This window comes from Brevibacterium samyangense (assembly GCF_039529845.1).
Lineage (GTDB): Bacteria > Actinomycetota > Actinomycetes > Actinomycetales > Brevibacteriaceae > Brevibacterium > Brevibacterium samyangense.
Window position 1 is genome coordinate 155076 of record NZ_BAAANO010000008.1, and the last position, 22059, is coordinate 177134.

24 protein-coding genes are annotated in these 22059 nt (G+C 68.4%); 20 read left to right on the forward strand and 4 right to left on the reverse strand.

What is annotated here, in order from left to right; all coding sequences use genetic code 11:
• Positions 1-4 precede the first annotated feature (4 nt).
• From thrC to murA, 18 genes are all read left to right on the forward strand, one after another.
• A complete protein-coding gene (gene thrC, locus ABD172_RS04660) occupies positions 5-1090 on the forward strand; it encodes a threonine synthase (protein WP_344307390.1) in 1086 nt (361 codons plus the stop codon).
• Complete coding sequence (gene thrB / locus ABD172_RS04665; RefSeq protein ID WP_344307392.1) at positions 1087-2061, forward strand: homoserine kinase; 975 nt, start codon at positions 1087-1089, stop codon at positions 2059-2061. Before thrC ends, thrB begins: the two co-directional genes overlap by 4 nt.
• A 416-nt stretch (positions 2062-2477) precedes the next feature.
• Positions 2478-4412 carry a transcription termination factor Rho gene (gene rho, locus ABD172_RS04670; RefSeq protein ID WP_425546655.1) on the forward strand — a complete coding sequence of 645 codons (1935 nt, stop codon included), beginning with the start codon at positions 2478-2480 and terminating at the stop codon, positions 4410-4412.
• The gene (gene prfA, locus ABD172_RS04675) at positions 4412-5503 is read left to right on the forward strand and encodes a peptide chain release factor 1 (protein ID WP_344307396.1); all 1092 of its coding nucleotides are present in this window, start codon (positions 4412-4414) and stop codon (positions 5501-5503) included. The genes rho and prfA overlap by 1 nt, the downstream gene beginning before the upstream one ends.
• A complete protein-coding gene (gene prmC, locus ABD172_RS04680; protein ID WP_344307398.1) occupies positions 5500-6468 on the forward strand; it encodes a peptide chain release factor N(5)-glutamine methyltransferase in 969 nt (322 codons plus the stop codon). The genes prfA and prmC overlap by 4 nt, the downstream gene beginning before the upstream one ends.
• Before the next feature lie 37 nt (positions 6469-6505).
• Complete coding sequence (locus tag ABD172_RS04685; protein ID WP_344307400.1) at positions 6506-7258, forward strand: L-threonylcarbamoyladenylate synthase; 753 nt, start codon at positions 6506-6508, stop codon at positions 7256-7258.
• Positions 7259-8446 carry an MraY family glycosyltransferase gene (locus ABD172_RS04690; protein ID WP_344307402.1) on the forward strand — a complete coding sequence of 396 codons (1188 nt, stop codon included), beginning with the start codon at positions 7259-7261 and terminating at the stop codon, positions 8444-8446. It begins immediately after the preceding gene.
• Positions 8443-8862 carry a Cg1360 family ATP-synthase-associated protein gene (locus ABD172_RS04695; protein WP_344307404.1) on the forward strand — a complete coding sequence of 140 codons (420 nt, stop codon included), beginning with the start codon at positions 8443-8445 and terminating at the stop codon, positions 8860-8862. The genes ABD172_RS04690 and ABD172_RS04695 overlap by 4 nt, the downstream gene beginning before the upstream one ends.
• Positions 8863-9213: 351 nt before the next feature.
• A complete protein-coding gene (atpB, locus tag ABD172_RS04700; protein ID WP_344307405.1) occupies positions 9214-10005 on the forward strand; it encodes a F0F1 ATP synthase subunit A in 792 nt (263 codons plus the stop codon).
• 105 nt (positions 10006-10110) lie between these two features.
• Entirely contained in the window at positions 10111-10341 is a 231-nt protein-coding gene (atpE, locus tag ABD172_RS04705; protein WP_344307406.1) for an ATP synthase F0 subunit C, read from the forward strand.
• 18 nt (positions 10342-10359) lie between these two features.
• Complete coding sequence (locus ABD172_RS04710) at positions 10360-10914, forward strand: F0F1 ATP synthase subunit B (protein ID WP_344307407.1); 555 nt, start codon at positions 10360-10362, stop codon at positions 10912-10914.
• The gene (locus ABD172_RS04715; RefSeq protein ID WP_344307408.1) at positions 10914-11720 is read left to right on the forward strand and encodes a F0F1 ATP synthase subunit delta; all 807 of its coding nucleotides are present in this window, start codon (positions 10914-10916) and stop codon (positions 11718-11720) included. The genes ABD172_RS04710 and ABD172_RS04715 overlap by 1 nt, the downstream gene beginning before the upstream one ends.
• A gap of 94 nt (positions 11721-11814) precedes the next feature.
• Entirely contained in the window at positions 11815-13446 is a 1632-nt protein-coding gene (atpA, locus tag ABD172_RS04720; RefSeq protein WP_344307409.1) for a F0F1 ATP synthase subunit alpha, read from the forward strand.
• A 40-nt stretch (positions 13447-13486) separates the two neighbouring features.
• Entirely contained in the window at positions 13487-14431 is a 945-nt protein-coding gene (locus ABD172_RS04725; protein ID WP_344307410.1) for a F0F1 ATP synthase subunit gamma, read from the forward strand.
• A gap of 35 nt (positions 14432-14466) precedes the next feature.
• Entirely contained in the window at positions 14467-15921 is a 1455-nt protein-coding gene (atpD, locus tag ABD172_RS04730; protein ID WP_344307411.1) for a F0F1 ATP synthase subunit beta, read from the forward strand.
• Between the two features lie 5 nt (positions 15922-15926).
• Positions 15927-16184, forward strand: a complete 258-nt coding sequence (locus ABD172_RS04735) for a F0F1 ATP synthase subunit epsilon (protein ID WP_344307412.1) — start codon at positions 15927-15929, stop codon at positions 16182-16184.
• A 100-nt stretch (positions 16185-16284) separates the two neighbouring features.
• Complete coding sequence (locus ABD172_RS04740; protein WP_344307561.1) at positions 16285-16674, forward strand: DUF2550 domain-containing protein; 390 nt, start codon at positions 16285-16287, stop codon at positions 16672-16674.
• Complete coding sequence (gene murA / locus ABD172_RS04745; RefSeq protein ID WP_344307414.1) at positions 16674-17978, forward strand: UDP-N-acetylglucosamine 1-carboxyvinyltransferase; 1305 nt, start codon at positions 16674-16676, stop codon at positions 17976-17978. The genes ABD172_RS04740 and murA overlap by 1 nt, the downstream gene beginning before the upstream one ends.
• Before the next feature lie 87 nt (positions 17979-18065).
• On the opposite strand, the gene ABD172_RS04750 is transcribed toward murA, so the two are convergent.
• The 4 genes from ABD172_RS04750 to nucS form a co-directional block, all read right to left on the reverse strand.
• Complete coding sequence (locus ABD172_RS04750) at positions 18066-18476, reverse strand: GNAT family N-acetyltransferase (protein WP_344307415.1); 411 nt, start codon at positions 18474-18476, stop codon at positions 18066-18068.
• Positions 18477-18602: 126 nt separating this feature from the next.
• A complete protein-coding gene (locus ABD172_RS04755) occupies positions 18603-19634 on the reverse strand; it encodes a pirin family protein (RefSeq protein WP_344307416.1) in 1032 nt (343 codons plus the stop codon).
• The gene (locus ABD172_RS04760) at positions 19631-20128 is read right to left on the reverse strand and encodes a carboxymuconolactone decarboxylase family protein (protein WP_344307418.1); all 498 of its coding nucleotides are present in this window, start codon (positions 20126-20128) and stop codon (positions 19631-19633) included. The genes ABD172_RS04755 and ABD172_RS04760 overlap by 4 nt, the downstream gene beginning before the upstream one ends.
• A 65-nt stretch (positions 20129-20193) precedes the next feature.
• Positions 20194-20889 (reverse strand): endonuclease NucS, encoded by a 696-nt coding sequence (gene nucS / locus ABD172_RS04765; protein WP_344307420.1) that lies wholly within the window; start codon positions 20887-20889, stop codon positions 20194-20196.
• A gap of 30 nt (positions 20890-20919) precedes the next feature.
• On the opposite strand from nucS, the gene ABD172_RS04770 reads away from it, so the two are divergent.
• A complete protein-coding gene (locus ABD172_RS04770) occupies positions 20920-21222 on the forward strand; it encodes a hypothetical protein (protein WP_344307422.1) in 303 nt (100 codons plus the stop codon).
• A 48-nt stretch (positions 21223-21270) separates the two neighbouring features.
• Positions 21271-22005: an alpha/beta hydrolase gene (locus tag ABD172_RS04775; RefSeq protein ID WP_344307424.1), complete on the forward strand. Its 735-nt coding sequence runs from the start codon at positions 21271-21273 to the stop codon at positions 22003-22005.
• The last annotated feature ends 54 nt before the right edge of the window (positions 22006-22059 follow it).

Below are 22059 nucleotides of genomic sequence, written 5' to 3' on the forward strand. Positions count from 1 at the left end.
ACACATGACGCAGCACCGCCACCAGTGGCAGGGAGTCATCGAGGAGTACCGTGAGTTCCTCGACATCGCTCCGGAGACCCGGGCCGTCACCCTCGGGGAGGGCGGGACCCCGCTCATCCACGCCGCGCACCTGTCGGAGCTCGTGGGGGCCGAGGTCCACGTGAAGTACGAGGGGATGAACCCCACCGGGTCCTTCAAGGACCGCGGGATGACGATGGCGATCTCGAAGGCCGTGCAGTACGGCGCGAAGGCCGTCATCTGCGCGTCGACCGGCAACACCTCGGCGTCCGCCGCGGCGTACGCCGCGAAGGCCGGACTCACGAGCGCCGTACTCGTGCCCGCGGGCAAGATCGCGATGGGCAAGATGAGCCAGGCAGTCGCCCACAATGCGGTGCTGCTCGAGGTCGACGGCAACTTCGACGACTGCCTCACCCTGTGCCGCAAGCTCTCCGAGTCGTACCCGATCCACCTCGTGAACTCGGTGAACCCGGACCGGATCGAGGGACAGAAGACCGCTTCCTTCGAGGTCGTCGACGCGCTCGGCGGCGCACCGGATGTCCACGTCCTCCCGGTCGGCAACGCCGGCAACATCACCGCGTACTGGAAGGGCTACACCGAGTACCGGGACGCCGGACTCGCGGGATCGACCCCCGCGATGTGGGGCTTCCAGGCCGCCGGCGCCGCCCCGATCGTTCTCGGGCACCCCGTCGACGAGCCGGAGACCATCGCGACCGCGATCCGCATCGGCAATCCGGCGTCCTGGGACCAGGCCGTGGCCGCGCGTGACGAGTCCGGAGGACTCATCGATTCCGTCACCGACGAGGAGATCCTCGAGGCGCACCGTCTCCTCTCCTCGACCGAGGGCATCTTCGTCGAGCCCGGTTCGGCCGCCTCGATCGCGGGTCTGCTCAAGAAGTCCCGCGCCGGTGAGGTCCCCGCCGGGGCCCGGATCGTGTGCACCGTCACCGGTCACGGGCTCAAGGACCCGCAGTGGGCGCTCCACACCACGGACGGATCCGCGGTGGAGACGACGAAGGTTCCGGTCGACGCGGTCTCGGCCGCCCGGGCGCTGGGCCTCGAGGACGCATGATGCTGCTCCGGGCCGACATCGAGGTCGCGGTACCGGCCACCTCGGCCAACCTCGGTGCGGGGTACGACAGCTTCGGAATGGCGCTCGACGTGCACGACACCGTGCGTGCGACGCTCCACCCGGAACCGGTCGACCCGGCGCACTGCGTGAGCGTCTTCGGTGAGGGCGAGGACCTCCTGCCGAGCTCGCGCGATCACCTGGTCCACCGGGTGACGAGCGAGATCCTCGCGGGCCGGGGCCTCGCCGAGCTCGCCGATCGGCTCTCTCTCGCGTGCCACAACGTCATTCCGCACTCACGCGGCATGGGATCCTCCGCAGCGGCGGTCGTCGCGGGGATCGCGATCGCCGACTCCCTCGCGAAGCTCTCCGGCCTCGAGCAGGAGGACCCCGCGCGGTCCCTCGCCCGTGCCGTCGGTTACGAGGGTCACCCGGACAACGCCGCTCCGGCCCTCTTCGGTGGCGTGACCCTCTGCTATCCCGACGGAGCCGGGGGAGTCCGGAGCGCCTCGGTGCCGGTCGACGAATCCGTCCGGGTCGTTCTCGTGATCCCGCCCGAACGCCTCGACACGGGGGTGGCCCGGGGGCTGCTCCCGGCACGGGTCGCGCACGCCGAGGCGGCCGCGAATTCCGCAGTCGCCGGTCTGTTCGTGCACGCGATCTCGAACGCTCCCGACCTCCTGCTCGACGCGACCGTCGACCGTCTCCACCAGGAGTTCCGGCGTCCCGGGATGCCCGAGGCCCTGGCCCGGGTGGATGCGCTCCGTGCGGCCGGCCTCGCCGCCGTTGTCTCCGGTGCCGGTCCGACCGTCGCCGTCCTCGGGACGGGGGAGGACCTCGTCGCCCGTGTCACCGCGGTGCTGGGCGCCGCCGTGCCGGGTGACACGTCGCGCATCCTCGGGACCACCGTCGCCGCCGCGGGTGTGACGACGACCGTGACGAACGTCGAGACCCGCGGGGCGGTCATCGGCTGAGTGCCACGGGCACTCCCCGTGCGCCGTGATTGGCGGAGGACGGCGGGGAAGGGGTAGTCTGAGACCGTTCCCGCTCAGAGGATCTGGTTCACAGACCGGGGAACGATCCCACGCACCGCGCTCCACGGAACAGGACGACCCCCACGTGGTCCGACCGTACGGTCCGATCTCCTGACGGTTCGCCCCTGATCCCGGGCTCCGACGGGCGCCGCACTGCATCACGCATCCGGTTCCCGCCACGGTGTTCCACATGAATGCACTCATTCTGTGCTGTCCATCGCTGCGTGCTCACGGGCGAACGTCTGCCCCCGCAGCCGACGAGGGAGAAGGAAACCTTCGTGACCGAAACCAACCAGACCGACACTGTCGCGCGTTCGGGGAGCCTCACCGCACTGCGGCTACCCCAGCTCCAGGAAATGGCGGCAGGTCTGGGTATCAAGGGATACCGTCGCCTCCGCAAGGGCGAACTCATCGACGCGATCAAGGCGGCCCAGTCGGGTGCGCCCGCCACCACTGCTTCGGCCCCCGCGCCGAAGCGCACGACCAAGAAGACCGCCGAGGCCCCGAAGACCGAGGCCGCAGCACCCGCCGAGGCCGCCGCGGCGGACGCTCCGAAGGCGGAACGTCCGAGCCGTCGCCGCAGCAGCCGCGCCGCCGAGGCCCCGAAGTCGGAGACCGCACCGGCCGCCGCCCCCGAGCCGACTCGGGCCGAGGTGCCGGTGCAGGAGGCTCCGAAGGGTGACTCCCCGCAGGCCGCCGCTCCCTCCGCCGCCGAGGCGCCCCGCACCGAATCCGGTCGCACCGAGTCCGCGCGGACCGAGTCGCGGTCCGAGTCCGGCGAGGGCGATCGGAACGGTGATTCCGGCGAGCGATCGGAACGCCGCGAGCGTCGCAGCCGCCGCGACCGTCGCGATCGGAACGGTGAGAACCGGAACGGCGAGAACCGGAACGGCGAGGGCCGAGGCGACCGCCGGGACGGCGATCGGAACGAGAACCGCCGCGAGGATCGCAAGGACGAGCGGTCCGACCGCCAGTCCGGTGACAACCGCGGTGGGGACAACCGGAACGACCGGAACGACCGCGGAGGCAACCAGGACCGCGAGGAGCGTCGCGGCCGGGGTCGCGGACGCGATCGCGACCGCAAGCGCCGGGGCCGTGACGACGAGCCGGAGCTCCGACCGGACGACGTCCTCATCCCCGTCGGCGGCATCCTCGACGTCCACGACAACTACGCGTTCCTCCGTACCTCGGGTTACCTGCCGGGTCAGAACGACGTGTACGTCTCCGCGGGCATGGTCAAGCGCAACGGACTGCGCAAGGGCGATGCGATCGTCGGTGCCATCCGTGCACCCCGTGACGGCGACCAGCAGCAGTCGAACCGCAAGCGCGAGAAGTTCGACGCGCTCGTGCGCCTCGATTCGGTCAACGGCCTCACGGTCGAGGACGCGAAGCGCCGGGTCGAGTTCTCGAAGCTCACGCCGCTGTACCCGCAGGAGCGCCTGCGCCTCGAGTCGGACCCGAAGCTCGTGTCGACCCGTCTCATCGACCTCGTCTCGCCGATCGGCAAGGGCCAGCGCGGCCTCATCGTCGCTCCGCCGAAGGCCGGCAAGACGACCGTCGTCCAGCAGATCGCGAACTCGATCGCGCTCAACAACCCCGAGGTCCACCTCATGGTCGTCCTCGTGGACGAGCGTCCCGAGGAAGTGACCGACATGCAGCGCACGGTCAAGGGCGAGGTCATCGCATCGACCTTCGACCGCCCGGCCGAGGACCACACGACGGTCGCCGAGCTCGCGATCGAGCGGGCCAAGCGCCTCGTCGAGATGGGCCAGGACGTCGTCGTGCTCCTCGACTCCATCACCCGTCTGTCGCGTGCCTACAACCTCGCACAGCCGGCCTCCGGTCGCATCCTCTCCGGTGGTGTCGACGCGAACGCGCTGTACCCGCCGAAGAAGTTCTTCGGTGCGGCCCGCAACATCGAGGGCGGCGGTTCGCTCACGATCCTCGCGACCGCGCTCGTCGAGACCGGTTCGAAGATGGACGAGGTGATCTTCGAGGAGTTCAAGGGCACCGGCAACATGGAGCTGCGCCTGTCCCGCTACCTCTCGGACAAGCGGATCTTCCCGGCGGTCGACGTGAATGCGTCCGGCACCCGCCGTGAGGAGATGCTCATGAATCCGGAGGAGACGAAGGTCATGTGGAAGCTCCGTCGTCTGCTCTCGGGCCTCGAGCACCAGCAGGCGATCGAGCTCCTCCTCACGCAGCTCAAGGAGACCGGCTCGAACGCCGAGTTCCTCTTCAAGGTGCAGAAGAACACCCCGCTGCCGAAGTCGGCTGCGGACGAGAACTGATGACCGCCGGTTTTCCGGCGGATCTCGCACCCCTGCGCCACACGGTCCTCGCGTTGCTCGACGAGCACGCGAGGACCCAGGAGCAGCTCGCGGACCCTGACGTCCATGCGGACGCCGGGTCCGCGCGGCGCCTCACCCGCCGGTACGCCGAACTCGACCGGGTCGCGGAGTGCTGGCGGGATCTGCAGACGGTGGACGCCGATCTCGCCGACGCCCGCGAGATCGCCGAGAGCGATCCCTCCTTCGCCGAGGAGGTCACGTCCCTGGAGGAGCGCCGGGAGACCCTCGTCGCGCAGTTGCGCGAACTCCTCGTCCCGCGTGATCCCGACGACGCCCGTGACGCGATCCTCGAGATCAAGGCGGGGGAGGGCGGAGAGGAATCCGCGCTCTTCGCCGGGGATCTCCTCCGCATGTACGAGCGGTGGGCACAGTCCCGCGGCTGGTCGACCCAGGTCCTCGATGCCACGCACTCCGACCTCGGCGGGTACAAGGCCGTCACTCTCGCGGTGAAGTCCCGCGAGGGCGGTGTCTACGGGTGGACCCGGTTCGAGGGCGGCGTCCACCGGGTACAGCGCGTACCGGTGACGGAGTCGCAGGGGCGGATCCACACCTCGGCGGCGGGAGTGCTCGCATTTCCCGAGGTCGACGAACCGGAGGAGATCGAGATCTCGGACTCCGACCTCCGGATCGACGTCTTCCGGTCCTCCGGTCCGGGCGGGCAGTCCGTGAATACGACGGACTCCGCGGTCCGCATCACCCACCTTCCCACCGGGATCGTCGCGAGCTGCCAGAACGAGAAGTCGCAGCTGCAGAACAAGGAGGCCGCCCTGCGGATGCTCCGTGCACGGATCCTGGCGAAACGTGCCGAGGAGGAGGCCGCGGCCGCGAGCGAGTCCCGCCGTTCCCAGGTCCGCACGGTCGACCGGTCGGAACGCATCCGCACGTACAACTTCCCGGAGAACCGGATCACCGACCACCGGACGGGCTACAAGGCGTACAACCTCGACCAGGTGCTCGCGGGCGACCTCGATCCCGTCGTCGAGTCCTGCCGGGCGGCCGATCGCGCCACCCGCCTCGACGAGCTCGCATGAGCCGGGACACGGGCCGCGGCACCGGAACCCGGGCCGTGCTCGCCCGGGCCACCGGGATCCTCACCACGGCCGGGGTCGATTCCCCGGAGAACGACGCGGTGCTGCTCCTCGCCCACCTGTGGGCCGACGGGGACGCGCGCCGGACCGCCCGGCGGCGCCTCGACGACGCCGAGGTCCCGCCCGAGGTCGTGGAGGCGTTCGAGGCGGCCGTGAGGCGACGTGCACGGCGCGAGCCGCTCCAGCACATCACGGGCACGGCGTACTTCCGGTACCTCGAGCTCGCCGTCGGACCGGGGGTCTTCGTCCCTCGCCCGGAGACCGAGCTCCTCGTCGATGCCGTGCTGCGGGCCCGGCCGGGCCGGGTGCCCGCGCCCGGTACGGACGCCGCCGAGGCGCCTCGGGCCCTCGACCTGTGCTCCGGTTCCGGCGCTCTCGCGATCGCCCTCGCCACCGAGTGGCGGGCGGACGTCACCGCCGTCGAGCTCTCGCCCGAGGCACTCGTGTACACCCGCCGGAACGCGGCCGGGTACGCCGCGGAGGTCACCCGGCGCGGTTCCCGCCTCACCGTGCTCGACGGCGACGCCCTCGACCCGGGGACGTGGTGGGACGGGCAGCCCTACGACGTCGTCGTGAGCAACCCGCCGTACGTCCCCCGCAGCCTCCAACCGCAGATCCCCGAGGTCACCGGGTACGATCCGGCTCTCGCGCTGTACGGGGGAGGGGACGACGGAACCGACTTCCCGCGGGCCCTCGCCCGGACCGTCCGGAGTCTCCTCGTGCCCGGCGGCCTGTTCGTCATGGAGCACGACGAGACCCAGGGTGACGCGCTGCGGAGCACCCTCGCGGCCCTCGGCTACGCGGACGCGCGCACGCACCGGGACTACACTGGCAGGGACCGATTCACGACCGCCGCCACTCCGGAGGACACGTCCCCGGACACCCCGCCCGCTCCCGACCGCGGGTGAGATCCGGCGGTAACCCCAGCCGAGGAAGAGGAGATCGATGCCGCGCACATTCGACGTCCGCAACGACGAGGTCCGGGACCTGGTTCTCGCCGAGTGCACCCGGGTGATCCGGGAGGACGGACTGCTCGTCGTCCCGACGGACACGGTGTACGGCATCGCGGCGGACGCGTTCTCGCAGAAGGGTGTGAACGCCCTCCTCGCGGCCAAGGGACGTGGTCGGGACTTCCCGCCTCCGGTCCTCGTCGCCCGCCCCGAGGTCGTTCCGGCGCTCGCCGAGGTCCGTGACCAGACGGTCTTCTCCCTCCTCGCGAAGTTCTGGCCGGGGCCGCTCACCGTCATCCTGCCGGCGCAGCCGTCGCTCGACTGGGACCTGGGGGAGACCCACGGGACCGTGGCGTTGCGCATGCCCGGCGAGAAGCACGTGCTCGAGCTGCTCGCGAAGACCGGCCCGCTCGCCGTCTCGAGTGCGAACACGCACGGTGTCCCCGCTGCCACCACCGCGGCCGAGGCCGAGGCGATGCTGGGTGATTCCGTCGAGATCTACCTCGATGCCGGGCAGGTCCCCGGGGTCGGCTCCTCCACCATCGTCGACATGAGTGCGGTCCCGCCGCGCATCGTCCGCCGGGGTCCGATCTCCCACGCCGAGCTCGCGGAGATCGTGCCGGACCTGTTGGATTTCGGGGCGCCCGCAGCAGCCGGTTCGTCGACGGCCGCGGAACCGGCCACCTCGGAGGCTGCGCCGGCGGACCCCGACGGGACGGCCGCGGAAGCGCGCGACAAGGCCGACTGAGTGCGCGCCTATCTCTTCATCGTCGTCATCACGGCGATCGTCGCGTACCTCGTCACCCCGATGGTGCGCCGGATCGCCGAACGCGGCCTCATCTTCTCCCCGCTGCGCGAACGCGACGTCCACTCGGTGCCCACACCGCGCCTCGGCGGGGTCGCGATGTTCGCCGGCGTCATCGTCGGTCTTCTCTTCGCCTCCCAGACCCCGTTCCTCGCCGAGCTCTTCCTCGACCCCGCCCCGATCATCGGGGTCGCCGGTGCCGCGACCGTGCTGTGCCTGCTCGGGGTCGTCGACGACATCTGGGATCTCCACTGGCTGCCGAAACTCGCCGGACAGGCCCTCGCCGCCGGTTTCATGGCACTCAACGGCGTCGCGCTCCTGTCGATCCCGTTCGAGACCGTCATCATCGGGTCACCCCGGATGTCGATCGTCCTCACGGTGTTCGTCGTGCTCGTCACCATCAACGCGGTGAACTTCGTCGACGGGCTCGACGGGCTCGCGGCCGGGGTCGTGACGATCGGGGGAGTGGCGTTCTTCGCCTACAGCTATCTCCTCGCCCGGGACACCTCGCCGGACAGCTATGCGAACCTCGCCTCGCTCATCATCGCGGTGCTCGTCGGGGCGTGCCTCGGTTTCCTGCCGCACAACTTCAACCCGGCACGGATCTTCATGGGTGACTCCGGTTCGATGCTCATCGGGCTGCTGCTCGCGGCGTCGACCATCCGGGTCACCGGCCAGGTCGACCCCGCGCTGCTCGGGAGCGAACGGGTCCTCGCGACGTACATGCCGGTGATCCTCCCGATCGCGGTGATGGCGCTCCCGCTCATCGACCTCTTCCTCGCGGTGATCCGGCGTCTCCTCGCGGGCAAGTCCCCGTTCAGTGCGGACGCGAAGCACCTCCACCACCGCATGCTGCGGCTCGGTCATTCGCAGAAGCGGGCGGTCCTCATCATGTACCTGTGGACCGCGATCTTCGCCTTCGGCTCGGTGTCGTTCCTCGTCCTCGAGCCGCGGGTCGCGGTCCCCGTCATCGTCGTCGCGCTCCTCGCGACTCTCACGCTCACGTTCTTCCCCTTCGCCCGGAAGGTGGTCGGTACCCGTGCCGATCGTCCGGTGGAGGACCCGACCGGCGCCGCGACCGGCGCTCCGACCCCCGCGACCCCGCGGACAGCGCCCCAGGAGGCCGAATGACCCCGAAACAGGACACCGTCCGGACGATCATGCGACAGACCGTGCTGCGAGGACTCGTGATCACCCTCGTGATCGCGGTCGTCGCCGGCGGGATCGGCGCGTTCGTGTCCGGAATGCCGGGCGTCTGGGGCGCACTCATCGGAGCGGCGATGGCCTTCGTGTTCTTCGCGATCACCGCGGTGCTCATGTTCTTCACCGCCGACTCCACGCCGACCGTGCTCGCGGGTACCGTGCTCGGCGGCTTCCTCGTCAAGGTCGCCGGCCTCATCGCGGTGACGGCCGCGCTCCGCGGACGGGACTTCTTCGATCCGGTCGTGCTCTTCCTCACCCTTGCGGTCGCGGCGTTCGCCTCGCTCGTCGTCGACGTCCTCACCGTCCAGAAAGCACGACTGCCGTTGGTCGAACCGGGGAAGTAGCGCAGTTTCCCTTGAAACCACCTGAAAGTCAGCTGGTGGTTTTGTCAGGTTCTCTACGCTTGGTAGAGTGACACCCGGGAACACGCGCATGTGTGCATACAGGCCTTACGGACCCGAGGGATCGGGCCCGGGCCGCCGTGTGTCGAGGGACGGTTTCGCTCCTTCCGTGCTGTGAGAACCTGAGTTTCCCCTGATCGATCGGTGATCGGTGCCCGCAACGGAGCCCCCACCCACCGTCCGGTCCGGGATGAAAATGTATTCGTCAACGGTGGTGCACCGGCCCCGGCCGGTCGCACCCCGTCGAGCCGTCAGGAGTGAGCCCTGTTCACGTCAGCTGCCTTGTCCCCGACAATGCTCCTTGCAGCGGAATCCGAAGGCGGTTTCCACGCCCCGGGACTCGAAGAGTTCTATCCCACGGCCGTGCTGTTCGCAGGTACTCCCTTCGAACTCAACCGGATCATGCTGATCCGTATCGCCGTGACGATCGTGCTCGTCGCGCTCTTCGCGATCCTGCTCCGCAATCCGAAGCTCGTGCCGGGCAAGGGGCAGTCCCTCGCCGAGATGGCACTGGACTTCGTCCGCAAGGGCATCGCGCACGACATGCTGGGTGAGAAGGACGGCGACCGCTTCCTCCCGCTCATCGCGTCGATCTTCTTCGGCGTCTTCGCGCTCAACATCACCGGCATCATTCCGTTCCTCAACATCTCGTCGAACGCGAACATCGGCATGCCGCTCGTGATGGCGCTCGTGGTCTGGTTCGTCATGATCTACGCCGGCATCAAGGCGCAGGGTGGCGGTCAGTACCTCAAGAGCCAGCTCTTCCCGGCCGGAGTGCCCGCCGCGATGTACATCATCGTGACGCCCATCGAGTTCATCTCGACGTTCATCGCGCGTCCGTTCAGCCTCACGCTGCGACTGACCTTCAACATGATCGTCGGGCACCTGCTGCTCGTGCTGTGCTTCGCAGCCACGCAGTTCTTCTTCTTCGAAGCCGGCGGAATCCTCACCCTCTTCGGCGGGCTGACCCTCATCGGCGGCTTCGTCTTCACTCTGTTCGAGATCCTGGTCGCAGTGCTGCAGGCGTACGTCTTCGCCCTGCTGACCGCTTCGTACATCCAGCTCAGCGTGTCGCACGACCACTGAGTTCGGGAGGCGGGCGGCCCCGGTCGCCCGCCACGCACCAACCAACCTGCCCCAACGGATAGGAACGGGCGGCCCACCGGCCGCCACCGTCATCGGAAGGAAACCATGGACACCACCATTCTCGCCGAAGTCTCCGGCAACATCTCCACCGTCGGATACGGCCTCTCGGCCATCGGCCCGGGCATCGGTATCGGCATCCTCGTGGGCAAGACCGTCGAGGGCATGGCACGCCAGCCCGAGGTCGCCGGTCAGCTCCGTACCACCATGTTCCTCGGTATTGCGTTCGTCGAGCTCCTGGCATTCCTCGGAATTGCCGCCCACTTCATCTTCGTCTGATAGGAAAAGAGCTCCTTTATGACCCCGATTACATTGCTCGCCGCAGGGGAGACGCACAACCCGCTCCTGCCCGCGGCGTACGACATCATCTGGTCGGCGGTCTGCTTCGCTATCATCCTGATCGCTTTCTGGGTGGTCATCCTGCCGAAGTTCAAGAAGGTCGTGGACGAACGTTCGCAGGCCATCGAGGGCGGAATCGAGAAGGCCGAGCAGGTGCAGGCGGAGGCCGACAAGGCTCTCGCCGAGTACCAGAAGCAGCTCGCCGATGGTCGTGCCGAGGCAGCTCGTCTGCGTGCGGAGGCCCAGGAGGAGGGCGCTCAGATCATCGCGGAGATGAAGGTCCAGGCGCAGGACGAGGCCGATCGTATCCTCACCACTGCGAAGGCCCAGATCGAAGCCGAACGCCAGGCCGCGCTGCTCCAGCTGCGCGGTGAGGTCGGTGGCCTCGCCACGGATCTCGCGTCGCGGATCGTCGGGGAGTCCCTCTCCGACGACACCCGTGCGGCGAACGTCGTCGATCGTTTCATCGCTGATCTCGAGGCACAGACCCCGGCAACGGTGAAGGAGTCCTGATGCTGCAGTCGAGCAGGAACTCGCTGAGCAACACCCTGCAGCAGGTCAACTCGGCCATCGACGCCGGCGGCGCCGATGCGGTGGCCGAGGGACTGCTGTCGATCGTCTCGGTCCTCGCCGAGAACGCTCAGCTGCGCAAGGTCCTCGCGGACGCCGCGATCGAGCAGTCGCGCAAGCAGGCCCTCGTCTCGGATCTGTTCTCCGGCAAGGTGGACGCCCGGGTGCTCGAGATCGCTCTCTCGGCGGCTGCGAGCCGCTGGGCCCGGGCGCAGGATCTCGTCACCGCACTCGAGGTGGCCGGCGTCACCGCCGTCGCCGCGAGTGCGCAGGCGGCCGGTCGCCTCGGGGAGGTCGAGGAAGAGCTCTTCCGGTTCTCCCGTCTCACCGAGTCCGACCACGAGCTCGGCTGGGCCCTCGGCTCGCCGGCTCCGGCCGAGGCGAAGCGCGCCCTGGTCGCGGACCTGCTCGGCGGCAAGGTCTCCTCGCACACCGTGACCCTCGTCTCCCAGGTCGTTTCCCACCCCCGTGGGCTGCGCGTCTCGGAGGCTCTGGACAACTACTCCGAGGTCCTCGCGGCGCGGCAGCGTCGTTCGGTCGCGGAGGTCACCGTGGCCAAGCCCCTGGCCCCGGCCCAGCACGACCGTCTCGCCGCGGCGCTGTCTGCGAGCTACGGACGTGAGCTGGTGCTCAACGTGCACGTCGATCCGACCGTGGTCGGCGGCGTGCGGGTCCAGGTCGGCGACGAGGTGATGAACTCGGCGATCGCCGATCGTCTCACGGATGTCCGCCGCCGCCTGGCGAGCTGATCGCTCGCCCACAACGGCCGATACACACGTCATGAAGCGGTCCGCCCACCCCCGGGTCGCTCTCGAGAAACACTGAAGGAAGCAGGGAAACCAGATGGCGGAACTGACAATTCGCCCGGAGGAGATCCGGGACGCCCTGGGGAAGTTCGTCGAGTCGTACCACCCCGAGGCCGGAGCGAAGACGGAGGTGGGCAAGGTCGTCACCGCCGGTGACGGCATCGCCACCGTCTCCGGTCTGCCCGGAGTGATGGCGAACGAACTCCTCAAGTTCGAGGACGGAACCCTGGGCCTCGCCCAGAACCTCGACGAGCGCGAGATCGGCGTCGTCGTCCTCGGCAACTTCGAGGGCATCGCCGAGGAGCAGAACGTCTACCGCACCGGCGAGGTCCTCTCGATCCCGGTCGGCGACGGATTCCTCGGCCGGGTCGTGGACCCGCTCGGCGCGCCCATCGACGGCCTCGGCGAGATCGAGTCCGTCGGTCGTCGTGAGCTCGAGCTCCAGGCAGCCGGCGTCATGGACCGCAAGGAGGTCCGCGAGCCGCTGCAGACCGGCCTCAAGGCGATCGACGCGATGATCCCGATCGGTCGCGGCCAGCGTCAGCTCATCATCGGCGACCGCAAGACCGGCAAGACCGCGATCGCGCTCGACACGATCATCAACCAGAAGGCGAACTGGGAGTCCGGCGACCCGACGAAGCAGGTGCGCTGCATCTACGTCGCGTGTGGTCAGAAGGGCTCGACGATCGCCTCCGTGAAGCGCTCCCTCGAAGAGGCCGGCGCCATGGAGTACACGACGATCGTCGCCTCCCCGGCGTCCGACCCGGCGGGCTTCAAGTACCTCGCCCCCTACGCGGGTTCCGCCATCGGTCAGCACTGGATGTACGAGGGCAAGCACGTCCTCGTCGTGTTCGACGATCTCACCAAGCAGGCCGAGGCCTACCGTGCGATCTCCCTGCTCCTCCGCCGTCCGCCGGGCCGTGAGGCCTACCCGGGCGACGTCTTCTACCTCCACTCCCGCCTGCTCGAGCGCTGCGCCAAGCTCTCGGACGAGCTCGGTGGCGGTTCGATGACCGGTCTGCCGATCATCGAGACCAAGGCGAACGACGTGGGTGCGTTCATCCCGACGAACGTCATCTCGATCACCGACGGTCAGATCTTCCTCCAGTCCGATCTCTTCAACTCCGGTCAGCGCCCGGCCGTCGACGTGGGTATCTCCGTGTCCCGCGTCGGTGGTGCCGCGCAGACCAAGGCTCTCAAGGGTGTCTCCGGCACGCTCAAGATCAACCTGGCGCAGTACCGCTCGCTCGAGGCCTTCGCGATGTTCGCGTCCGACCTCGACGCGGCGACCAAGCGTCAGCTCGATCGCGGCGCGCGCCTCACCGAACTCCTCCGCCAGGGGCAGTTCGACCCGATGCCGTTCGAGAAGCAGACCGTCTCCGTGTGGGCCGGTTCCAACGGATACCTCGACACCGTTCCGGTTGCCGACGTCCTCCGCTGGGAGTCCGAGTTCCACGGTTACCTCGAGCGCAAGACCTCGGTCTTCGACGCCATCCGTTCCTCCCAGAAGCTCGAGGACGCGACCATCGCGGAACTCACTTCTGCTGTCGAGGCCTTCTCCGCCGAGTTCCAGACCTCCGGTGGCGGCATCCACGCCGGCACCGAGGAGTTCGACGCGGCGGACGGGTCCGACGTCCAGCAGGAGCAGATCGTCAAGGGCAAGCGCTGAGCTTCCCCGGCACGACGATCGCTAGCGAAAGGAAGAACTGATGGGAGCCCAGCAGAGGGTCTTCAAGGCGAAGATCAACTCCACGAAGTCCTTGAGGAAGATCTTCAAGGCGATGGAGCTCATCGCGGCATCCCGGATCCAGAAGGCCATCGCACGGGTGACGGCAGCCGGCCCCTACGCCGACGCCATCACCCGGGCGGTGTCCGCGGTCGCCACGCAGTCCAACATCGACCACACCCTGACCACGGAACCCGCGGAGATCAAGCGGGCCGCGATCGTGGTCATCGGTCCGGACCGTGGTTTCGCAGGCGCCTACGCATCCAACCTCATCAAGAAGGCCGAGGAGCTCTCGACCCTTCTGCACGACGAGGGCAAGGACGTTGCGACGTACGTCGTCGGCTCGAAGGCGGAGACGTACTACAACTTCCGCGAACGTGCGATCGCGCAGGCCTGGACCGGTTTCTCGGAGAGCCCCACGGGCGATCACGCACGCGAGATCTCCGACACGATCCTCGAGGCGTTCCACGCGGACGTTGCCGAGGGCGGGGTCGACGAGATCTTCCTCGTGTACACGCGTTACAAGTCGGCGATCTCCCGTGAGCCGGAGTACCGCCGTCTCCTCCCCCTCGAGGTCGTCGAGGCGGAGGAGGCCGGGCAGGACGCGCTCACCTCGCCGGTGCCCGCGGGCCCGGACGCCGATCACGTGTTCCCGCTGTACGAATTCGAGCCGAGTGCCGAGGAAGTCCTCGACGCGCTGCTCCCGAAGTACATCACCTCGCGTGTCCTCGCCGCCCTGCTCAACGCCAATGCTTCCGAGCAGGCCGCGCGTCAGCAGGCGATGAGCACCGCCGTGGACAACGCGGACGAACTCGTCACGAAGTACACGCGACTGGCGAACACCGCTCGCCAGGCGGAGATCACTCAGGAAATCACCGAGATCGTGGGCGGCGCCGATGCACTTGCAGCATCCGGCGCCGGCGACTGACCGGCCATCCACGAGAGCAGAAGAGAAAGTAGACCATGACTGCCACAGTTACGGAAACCCCCCAGGCACAGGGGACCGTTGGCCGGATCACCCGCGTCATCGGACCCGTCGTGGACGTCGAGTTCCCGCTCGACTCCGTGCCCAGCATTTACAACGCACTCGTCACGCACGTGACCCTCTCCGAGGGCACGCGCAAGATCACGCTCGAGGTCGAGCTCCAGCTCGGCAACGGCATCGTCCGGGCGATCTCGCTGCAGCCGACGGACGGTCTCGTCCGTGGCCAGGAGGTCACCGACACCGGCTCGCCGATCACCGTTCCGGTCGGCGACGTCACCAAGGGCAAGGTCTTCAACGTCACCGGTGACGTGCTCAACGACTCGATGATCGACGAGCCCTACGAGATCACCGATCGTTGGTCCATCCACCGCGAGGCACCGACTTTCGACAAGCTCGAGTCGAAGACCCAGATGTTCGAGACGGGCATCAAGTCGATCGACCTCCTCACCCCGTACGTGCAGGGTGGAAAGATCGGTCTCTTCGGTGGTGCGGGCGTCGGCAAGACCGTCCTCATCCAGGAGATGATCACCCGTGTCGCCCAGGACCACGGTGGTGTGTCCGTGTTCGCGGGTGTCGGTGAGCGTACCCGTGAGGGCAACGACCTCATCATGGAGATGGACGAGTCGGGCGTGCTCGACAAGACCGCACTCGTGTTCGGCCAGATGGACGAGCCGCCGGGCACGCGTCTGCGCATCGCCCTGACCGGCCTCACCATGGCCGAGTACTTCCGTGATGTCCAGAAGCAGGACGTGCTCCTCTTCATCGACAACATCTTCCGCTTCACGCAGGCGGGCTCCGAGGTCTCGACCCTCCTCGGTCGTATGCCCTCGGCCGTGGGTTACCAGCCCACGCTGGCGGACGAGATGGGTGTGCTCCAGGAGCGCATCACCTCGACCCGTGGTCACTCGATCACCTCGATGCAGGCGATCTACGTGCCGGCCGACGACTACACCGACCCGGCGCCGGCGACCACCTTCGCGCACCTCGACGCGACGACCGAGCTCAGCCGTGAGATCGCTTCGCGTGGTCTCTACCCGGCGATCGACCCGCTCGCGTCGACCTCCCGCATCCTCGACCCGCTCTACGTGGGTGCCGAGCACTACGAGGTGGCCAACCGCGTCAAGGCGATCCTGCAGAAGAACAAGGAACTCCAGGACATCATCGCGATCCTCGGTGTCGACGAGCTCTCCGAGGAGGACAAGCTCACGGTGCACCGCGCACGTCGCCTCGAGCAGTTCCTCTCGCAGAACACCTACACCGCTGTGCAGTTCACCGGTGTCGAGGGTTCGACGGTGCCGATCAAGGACACCATCGAGGGCTTCAAGGGCATCTGCGACGGCGAGTTCGACCACATCCCGGAGCAGGCGTTCTTCAACGTCGGCCCGATCGACGATGTGCTGCGCAACTACGCCGAGCTCCAGAAGGAGAACTGATCTCCATGTCCCTCAATGTCACCGTGGTTTCCACCGACCAGGCCGTCTGGTCCGGTGAGGCCAAGCGTGTGGTCGCGAAGACGACCGAGGGCGAGATCGGCATCCTCCCCGGCCACGAGCCCGTACTGGCTCTCGTGGCCGGGGGGCAGGTGCGCATCGTCACGGCGGAGGGTGACCACATCACGGCTGCGGCCGAGGGTGGGTTCCTCTCCGTGGAGAACGATCGCGTCACCGTGGTCGCCGACAAGGCCTCCCTTCTCTGAGCGATCGAGCTGAGCCGAAGTCCACGTGAACCCGTCGACCCTGCTGATCCTTCTGCTCTCGTTGGTAGGGCTGGCCGTTCTCTTTGTCGTGCTGTTCACGGTGCGACGGAGGGGACTGGCCAGGCTGTCGGGCGCGTTCGACTGTTCTGTCCGCGTGGGCGACGAATCCCGTCGCCCACGCTGGCGTTTGGGCGTCGGTGTCTTCACCGTGACCCATCTCGAGTGGTACCCCGTGTTCAGCCTCACACGGAAGCCCTCCCTCTCCCTTCCCCGCTCGGATCTGGAGATCACCGCGCGTGACCTGCCCGACGAGGCCGAGCAGTACTCGGTTCTCCCGGATGCGCACGTCATCACGTGTCGGTACGGTGTGTACGGCGGTTCGCCGGACGAGATCCGGTTGGCCCTCGACTCGGAAGCGCTCTCGGCGCTCTCGTCGTGGCTCGAATCCGCCCCACCCGGATCCAACTTCACGATGGGACGATTCACCTGATGCAGGTTCTCTCCGTCCGCGGACCCGTTCGCCTCGAGGGCGAGGTCGAGGTCCGTGGTGCCAAGAACAGTGTTCTCAAACTCATGGCGGCGACGTTGTTGGCCCCGGGCCGCTCCGTCATCACGAACGTCCCCGCCATCCTCGACGTCTCGATCATGAGCGAACTGCTCCGGCGCCTCGGCTGTGGGATCGAGTACGACACCGAGGCCGGCATCGTCGCGATCGACGTCCCCGAGGTCGTCGGTGTGAAGGCCGATTACGAACTCGTCCGCGCCATGCGCGCCTCCATCTCCGTCCTCGGCCCGCTCGCCGGCCGGATGCACGCGGCGAACGTCGCACTGCCCGGTGGTGACGCGATCGGTTCCCGGGGTCTCGATCTCCACCAGGCCGGGCTCGAAGCCCTCGGCGCCAGAGCGCACATCGATCACGGATACTTCGTCCTCGATGCGCCGGACGGCCTCACCGGTACCGATATCCACCTCAAGTTCCCGTCCGTCGGTGCGACCGAGAACCTCGTCATGGCGGCGACACTCGCGCGGGGCCGGACCGTCATCGACAACGTCGCCAAGGAACCCGAGATCGTCGACATCTGCACGATGCTCGTCGAGATGGGTGCGCGGATCTCCGGGATCGGGACCTCCACCCTCACCATCGACGGTGTCGAATCGCTCCGTCCCGTCGAGCACCGCTGCGTCGGTGACCGCATCGTCGGGGGCACCTGGGCGTTCGCCGCGGTGATCACCGGGGGCGACGTCGTCGTCCAGGGTGTGTCCACCGAACTGTTGCCGAACGTCATCGACAAACTGCGCGCCGCGGGTGCCTACGTCGAGGACGTCTCGACCGCGAACCCCGGGGGAGCTTTCCGCGTCTTCGGACCCAGGCGCCCCGAGAGCGTTCGGGTCTCCACTCTGCCGTTCCCCGGATTCCCCACCGACCTGCAACCCTTCGTCATCGCGCTCGACGCGGTCGCGGACGGGGTCGGTCTGCTCACCGAGAATCTCTTCGAGGCGCGGTGGCGGTTCGTCAACGAACTCTCGCGGCTCGGTGCCCATGTGTCCGTGGACGGCAACCACGCCCTCATCACGGGAGTCGAGGCGTTGTCCGGTGCCGAGGTCGAGGCCTCGGACATCCGCGCGGGCGCCGGTCTCGCGATCGCGGCGCTGCGGGCCCACGGGACCACGGAGATCTCGGGTGTCGACCACATCGACCGGGGGTACGAGTACTTCGAGGAGAAGCTTCGCGCGCTCGGGGCCGACGTCGCCCGCGTCGAACGGCCCGACCCGCTCTCACTCATGTCCGTGTGATCAACCTCTTCGGCGACACCTCCACCGACGTTCGCGGCTCGCGATACGCGGTGGGGGTGTTGTCGTGTCCGGGGCCGTGGCCCCCGTTCAGCCGAAGAGAGCGAGGTGGGCGGGCGTGACCGGGTCGAGGCGGTCGTCGAACTCGTGGTGCTTCGTCACCCACTTCTTCACGTAGGGGCACATCGCGACGACGCGATAGCCGGCCGCGACGCTCTGTGCGATCGCCTGCTCGGTGAGAGGGGCCGCGAGTCCGTGGCCGCCGAACTGCTCGAAGACCACGGTGTGGTAGAGGATGCGCTGCGGGACGCCCTGCGCGCTCTCCGTCGGCAGGTACATCGAGAATCCGACGTGCGTGTCGCCGACCGTGATGTCGAAACGGCTCTCGTCCGCGTTGTCGGTGACGGTGATCCGCGCGGGGTCGATCGGGCCGTCCCCGAGCGAGGTCGGGGCCTGTGCGTTCTCGTTCCGCGGTGACTGTCCGGCGGCGGTGTCGGTCATGGTGGGCCTCCTGGGTCCGGTGGGGTTCCACCGACCGCATGTGGTCGGTGCGCAGTGTCGGTCTCGTCGGGTGGGGCGGTTCCCGCCGGCAGGGGCTCCTCGGCGGGGGAGCGGGGCGCCGAGGCGTCAGCCGCGGGGCCGGATCCGGACGTTCGGGAGGACCGGGGCCGGCAACGGTGCCGGGGTGTCCGCGGGGAACGTGCCGAACCGGGGGAACGCGGTGCCGTCGGCGTAGGTCTCGCCGGGGTCGGGGAGTTCGGGGACGCTCTCCCGTCCGATCTCCGCCATCCACGCCTCCCGGTACGCGACGATCTCCTCGTGCGTGCGGCCGATGAAGTTCCACCACATGACGATCGGTTCGCCGAAGGGTGCGCCGCCGATGACGACGGCGCGGACGGGTCCGTCGGAACCGGCGCGGAGGCGGAGTTGTGTGGGGCCGACCGGGAGGTACGCGAGCTCATCGCGTCCGACGGGGATCCGCACTCCGTTCGCCTCGACCTCGAGGTCGCCGGAGTCGAGCAGCACACCGTGCTCATAGGTCGGATCGAGGTCGAGGACGATCTCCTGACCCGTGTGGATGCGGACCTCGGCGGCGAGAGCCGGGACCCGGGTGTCGATGTCGGCGGCCCGTCCGGCGAACTCACCGAGATACGTGAGGACCGTGCCCCCGGGTACGGCCACGGGTTCGGCGACGAAGTGCTGCGACTGCGGCATCCCGTTCCGGAGGGCGTCCGGGAGGGCGTACCAGAGCTGCACCCCGTGGAGGAGAACGGTCGTCGCGCTCGAGTACTCCGAATGGCTCACGCCCGAGGCGGCGATCATGAGGTTGACCTCGCCGGGCTTCACGACGTTCGAGAATCCCGTCGAGTCGATGTGTTCGATGGTGCCCTCGAAGAGAAGGGTGACGGTCGCGAGGCCCGTGTGCGGGTGCCGGGCGACCTGCATGCCTCCGGAGATTGCGACGTCGTCGGGGCCGAAGTGGTCGACGAAGCACCACGGGCCGATGAAGGACCGTTTGCGCTGGGGGAGTGTACGGCGCACGGTCATCGCCCGGGGACCGCCGAGCGGGACGTCACGCGGGGTGATGATGTCGATCGCCTCGGCGCAGGCGGTCGTTTCGCACACGAGTTCCTCGGGGCGGGCTTCGACATTCGTCATCGTGCACTCCTTCGGGGTTCGGGGCGGAGCCGGACGGGGTGTTCCGAGAGGATCGAGATGCGGTTGTACGCGTTCATGAGAACCGCCGCCCATTCGAGGGCGACGAAGGCCTCGTCGCCGAGGTGTGCGCGGGCGGAATCGAGGGCGTCGCGGCGGGTGGGGTTCTCGGGGAGCCGCGTGACGACCTCGCCGAGTTCGAGGGCGACCCGGTCGATCTCGTCGAACACCGGGGAATCATGCCAGGTCGCGAGCTGGTGCAGTTGTTGTTCGGTGACCCCGGCCCGGAGTGCCCGTCGGGTATGGAGGTCGAGGCAGTACGCGCAGCCGTTGATCTGGGAGATCCGGCTGTTCATGAGTTCGATCGTCGATCGTTCGAGTCCGGCGGCCTCTCCTGCTGAGGCAGCGGCCTCGGCGGTCGCCGCGAGGGCCTTCCACACGTCGGGTTCGGCCTTGTCGAGAAAGGGGAGGGCGCCGAGGGAGGGGGAGGCGGTCATGCGGCGATCCTAGCGGCGGAATCCGCCGGTGGACCGCTCCACCGTGAAGCAGCTCGGTACGCCGTTCAGAACAGGCGGGTCTCCGGATCGTCCATGCCGCGCAGGGCGTCGTAGTCGAGGACGACGCACCGGATGCCACGGTCCTCCGCGAGCGTGCGGGCCTGCGGTTTGATCTCCTGGGCGGCGAACACCCCGGTCACGGGGGCGAGGAGCGGGTCACGGTTCATGAGCTCGAGGTACCGGGTGAGCTGTTCGACGCCGTCGATGTCACCGCGCCGCTTGATCTCGACGGCGACGGCGGTTCCGGTGGAATCGCGGGCGAGGATGTCCACCGGGCCGATCGCGGTCATGTACTCCCGCCGCACGGTCGAGTACCCGTCACCGAGGGTCTCGATGTGTTCGGCGAGGAGTTCCTGCAGGTGCGACTCGACACCGTCCTTGACGAGGCCGGGATCGACCCCGAGGTCGTAGGAGGACTCCGCGAGCACCTCGGCGATGGAGATGACGAGGCGATCATCGGTCTTCGTCTGTTCGACGGTCCAGACCTCGGTGACGCCGGCGGCGCGCTGCGCATCGTCCGGAGAAGCGACCTTCATCGTGCAGGGCGGGCTCATCCAGTTGAGCGGCTTGTACGAACCGCCGTCCGAGTGGACGAGGACGCTCCCGTCGGCCTTGAGCATGAGGACCCGGGTGGCCAGGGGGAGATGGGCCGTCAGCCGGCCCGCATAATCGACACTGCACTTCGCTATCACCAGACGCACCCGCCCACCTTACGTGAGAGAATCGGCGCCATGCCACGCTCCTCGTCCTCGCGCCGATCGAACAAATGGGCCCGTGACACGCGGGAACTCAGCTTCTCGCTCAACGGTCTGCGGCGCACTCACGACGAACCCGACGGCCGCTGGATCGTGCAGAGTGTTCGGGGCAACTCCTCGGGCAAGTCGTACATCTGCCCCGGCTGCAATCAGGTGCTGCCCGCGTCGACCGCCCACGTCGTCGCCTGGCGGTCCGACGAGGAGTTCGGGATCGGGGTCGGTCTCGACGGACGGCGGCACTGGCACGCGGCCTGCTGGCGGTCCCGGCACCGCCGGTGACGTTCCTCGCACCCGGCCCCGCGGTGCGGTTCCCCTAGGCTGGGCACCATGCCCGAGATCACCGCGAACACCGTCCTCGTCGCCGACCGCGAGGACATCGAACTCCACACGTCCGACGACCACACGCTCGTCGGGGAACTCGCACGGCCGGCCGGGGGCGTGGCCCCGCGTGCCACGCTCGTCACCTTCCACCCCCTGCCGACGGCCGGAGGGTTCATGGACTCCCATGTGTACAAGAAGGCCGCGCACCGACTGCCGGCGCTCGCCGACCTCGCAGTCCTCCGGTTCAACACCCGCGGTACGAGTTCACCGCGAGGGACCTCCGAGGGTTCCTTCGAGGAGGGTGTGGGCGAGGAGCGCGACGTCCACGCGGCGATCGAGTACGCGGAGTTCCACGAGCTGCCGAACCGCTGGCTCGTCGGGTGGTCCTTCGGCACCGAACTCATCCTCAAGTACGGGACCGACCCCTCGATCGAGGGAGCGATCCTCCTCTCCCCGCCGCTGCATCGGGCGACGGATGCGGATCTCGAGGCGTGGGCCGCGTTCGGCAAGCCCCTCCTCGTCCTCGTCCCGGAGTTCGACGACTTCCTCCGCCCGGCCGAGGCGCGTGAGCGGTTCTCCCGCATCCCGCAGGCCGAGCTCGTCCCCGTCGAGGGGGCCAAGCACCTGTGGGTCGGTGAGAAGTACGTCCGCACCGTCCTCGACCGGATCGTCGCACGTGTGGCCCCGGACGTGGAGACCCCACTGCCGACCGAGGTGGACGAGACGCTCGTCGAGGGCTGAGACCCGCCCGCGGGAGCGGGCCGTCTTCACCCGCGAGCGCCCCGGAACGCAGGG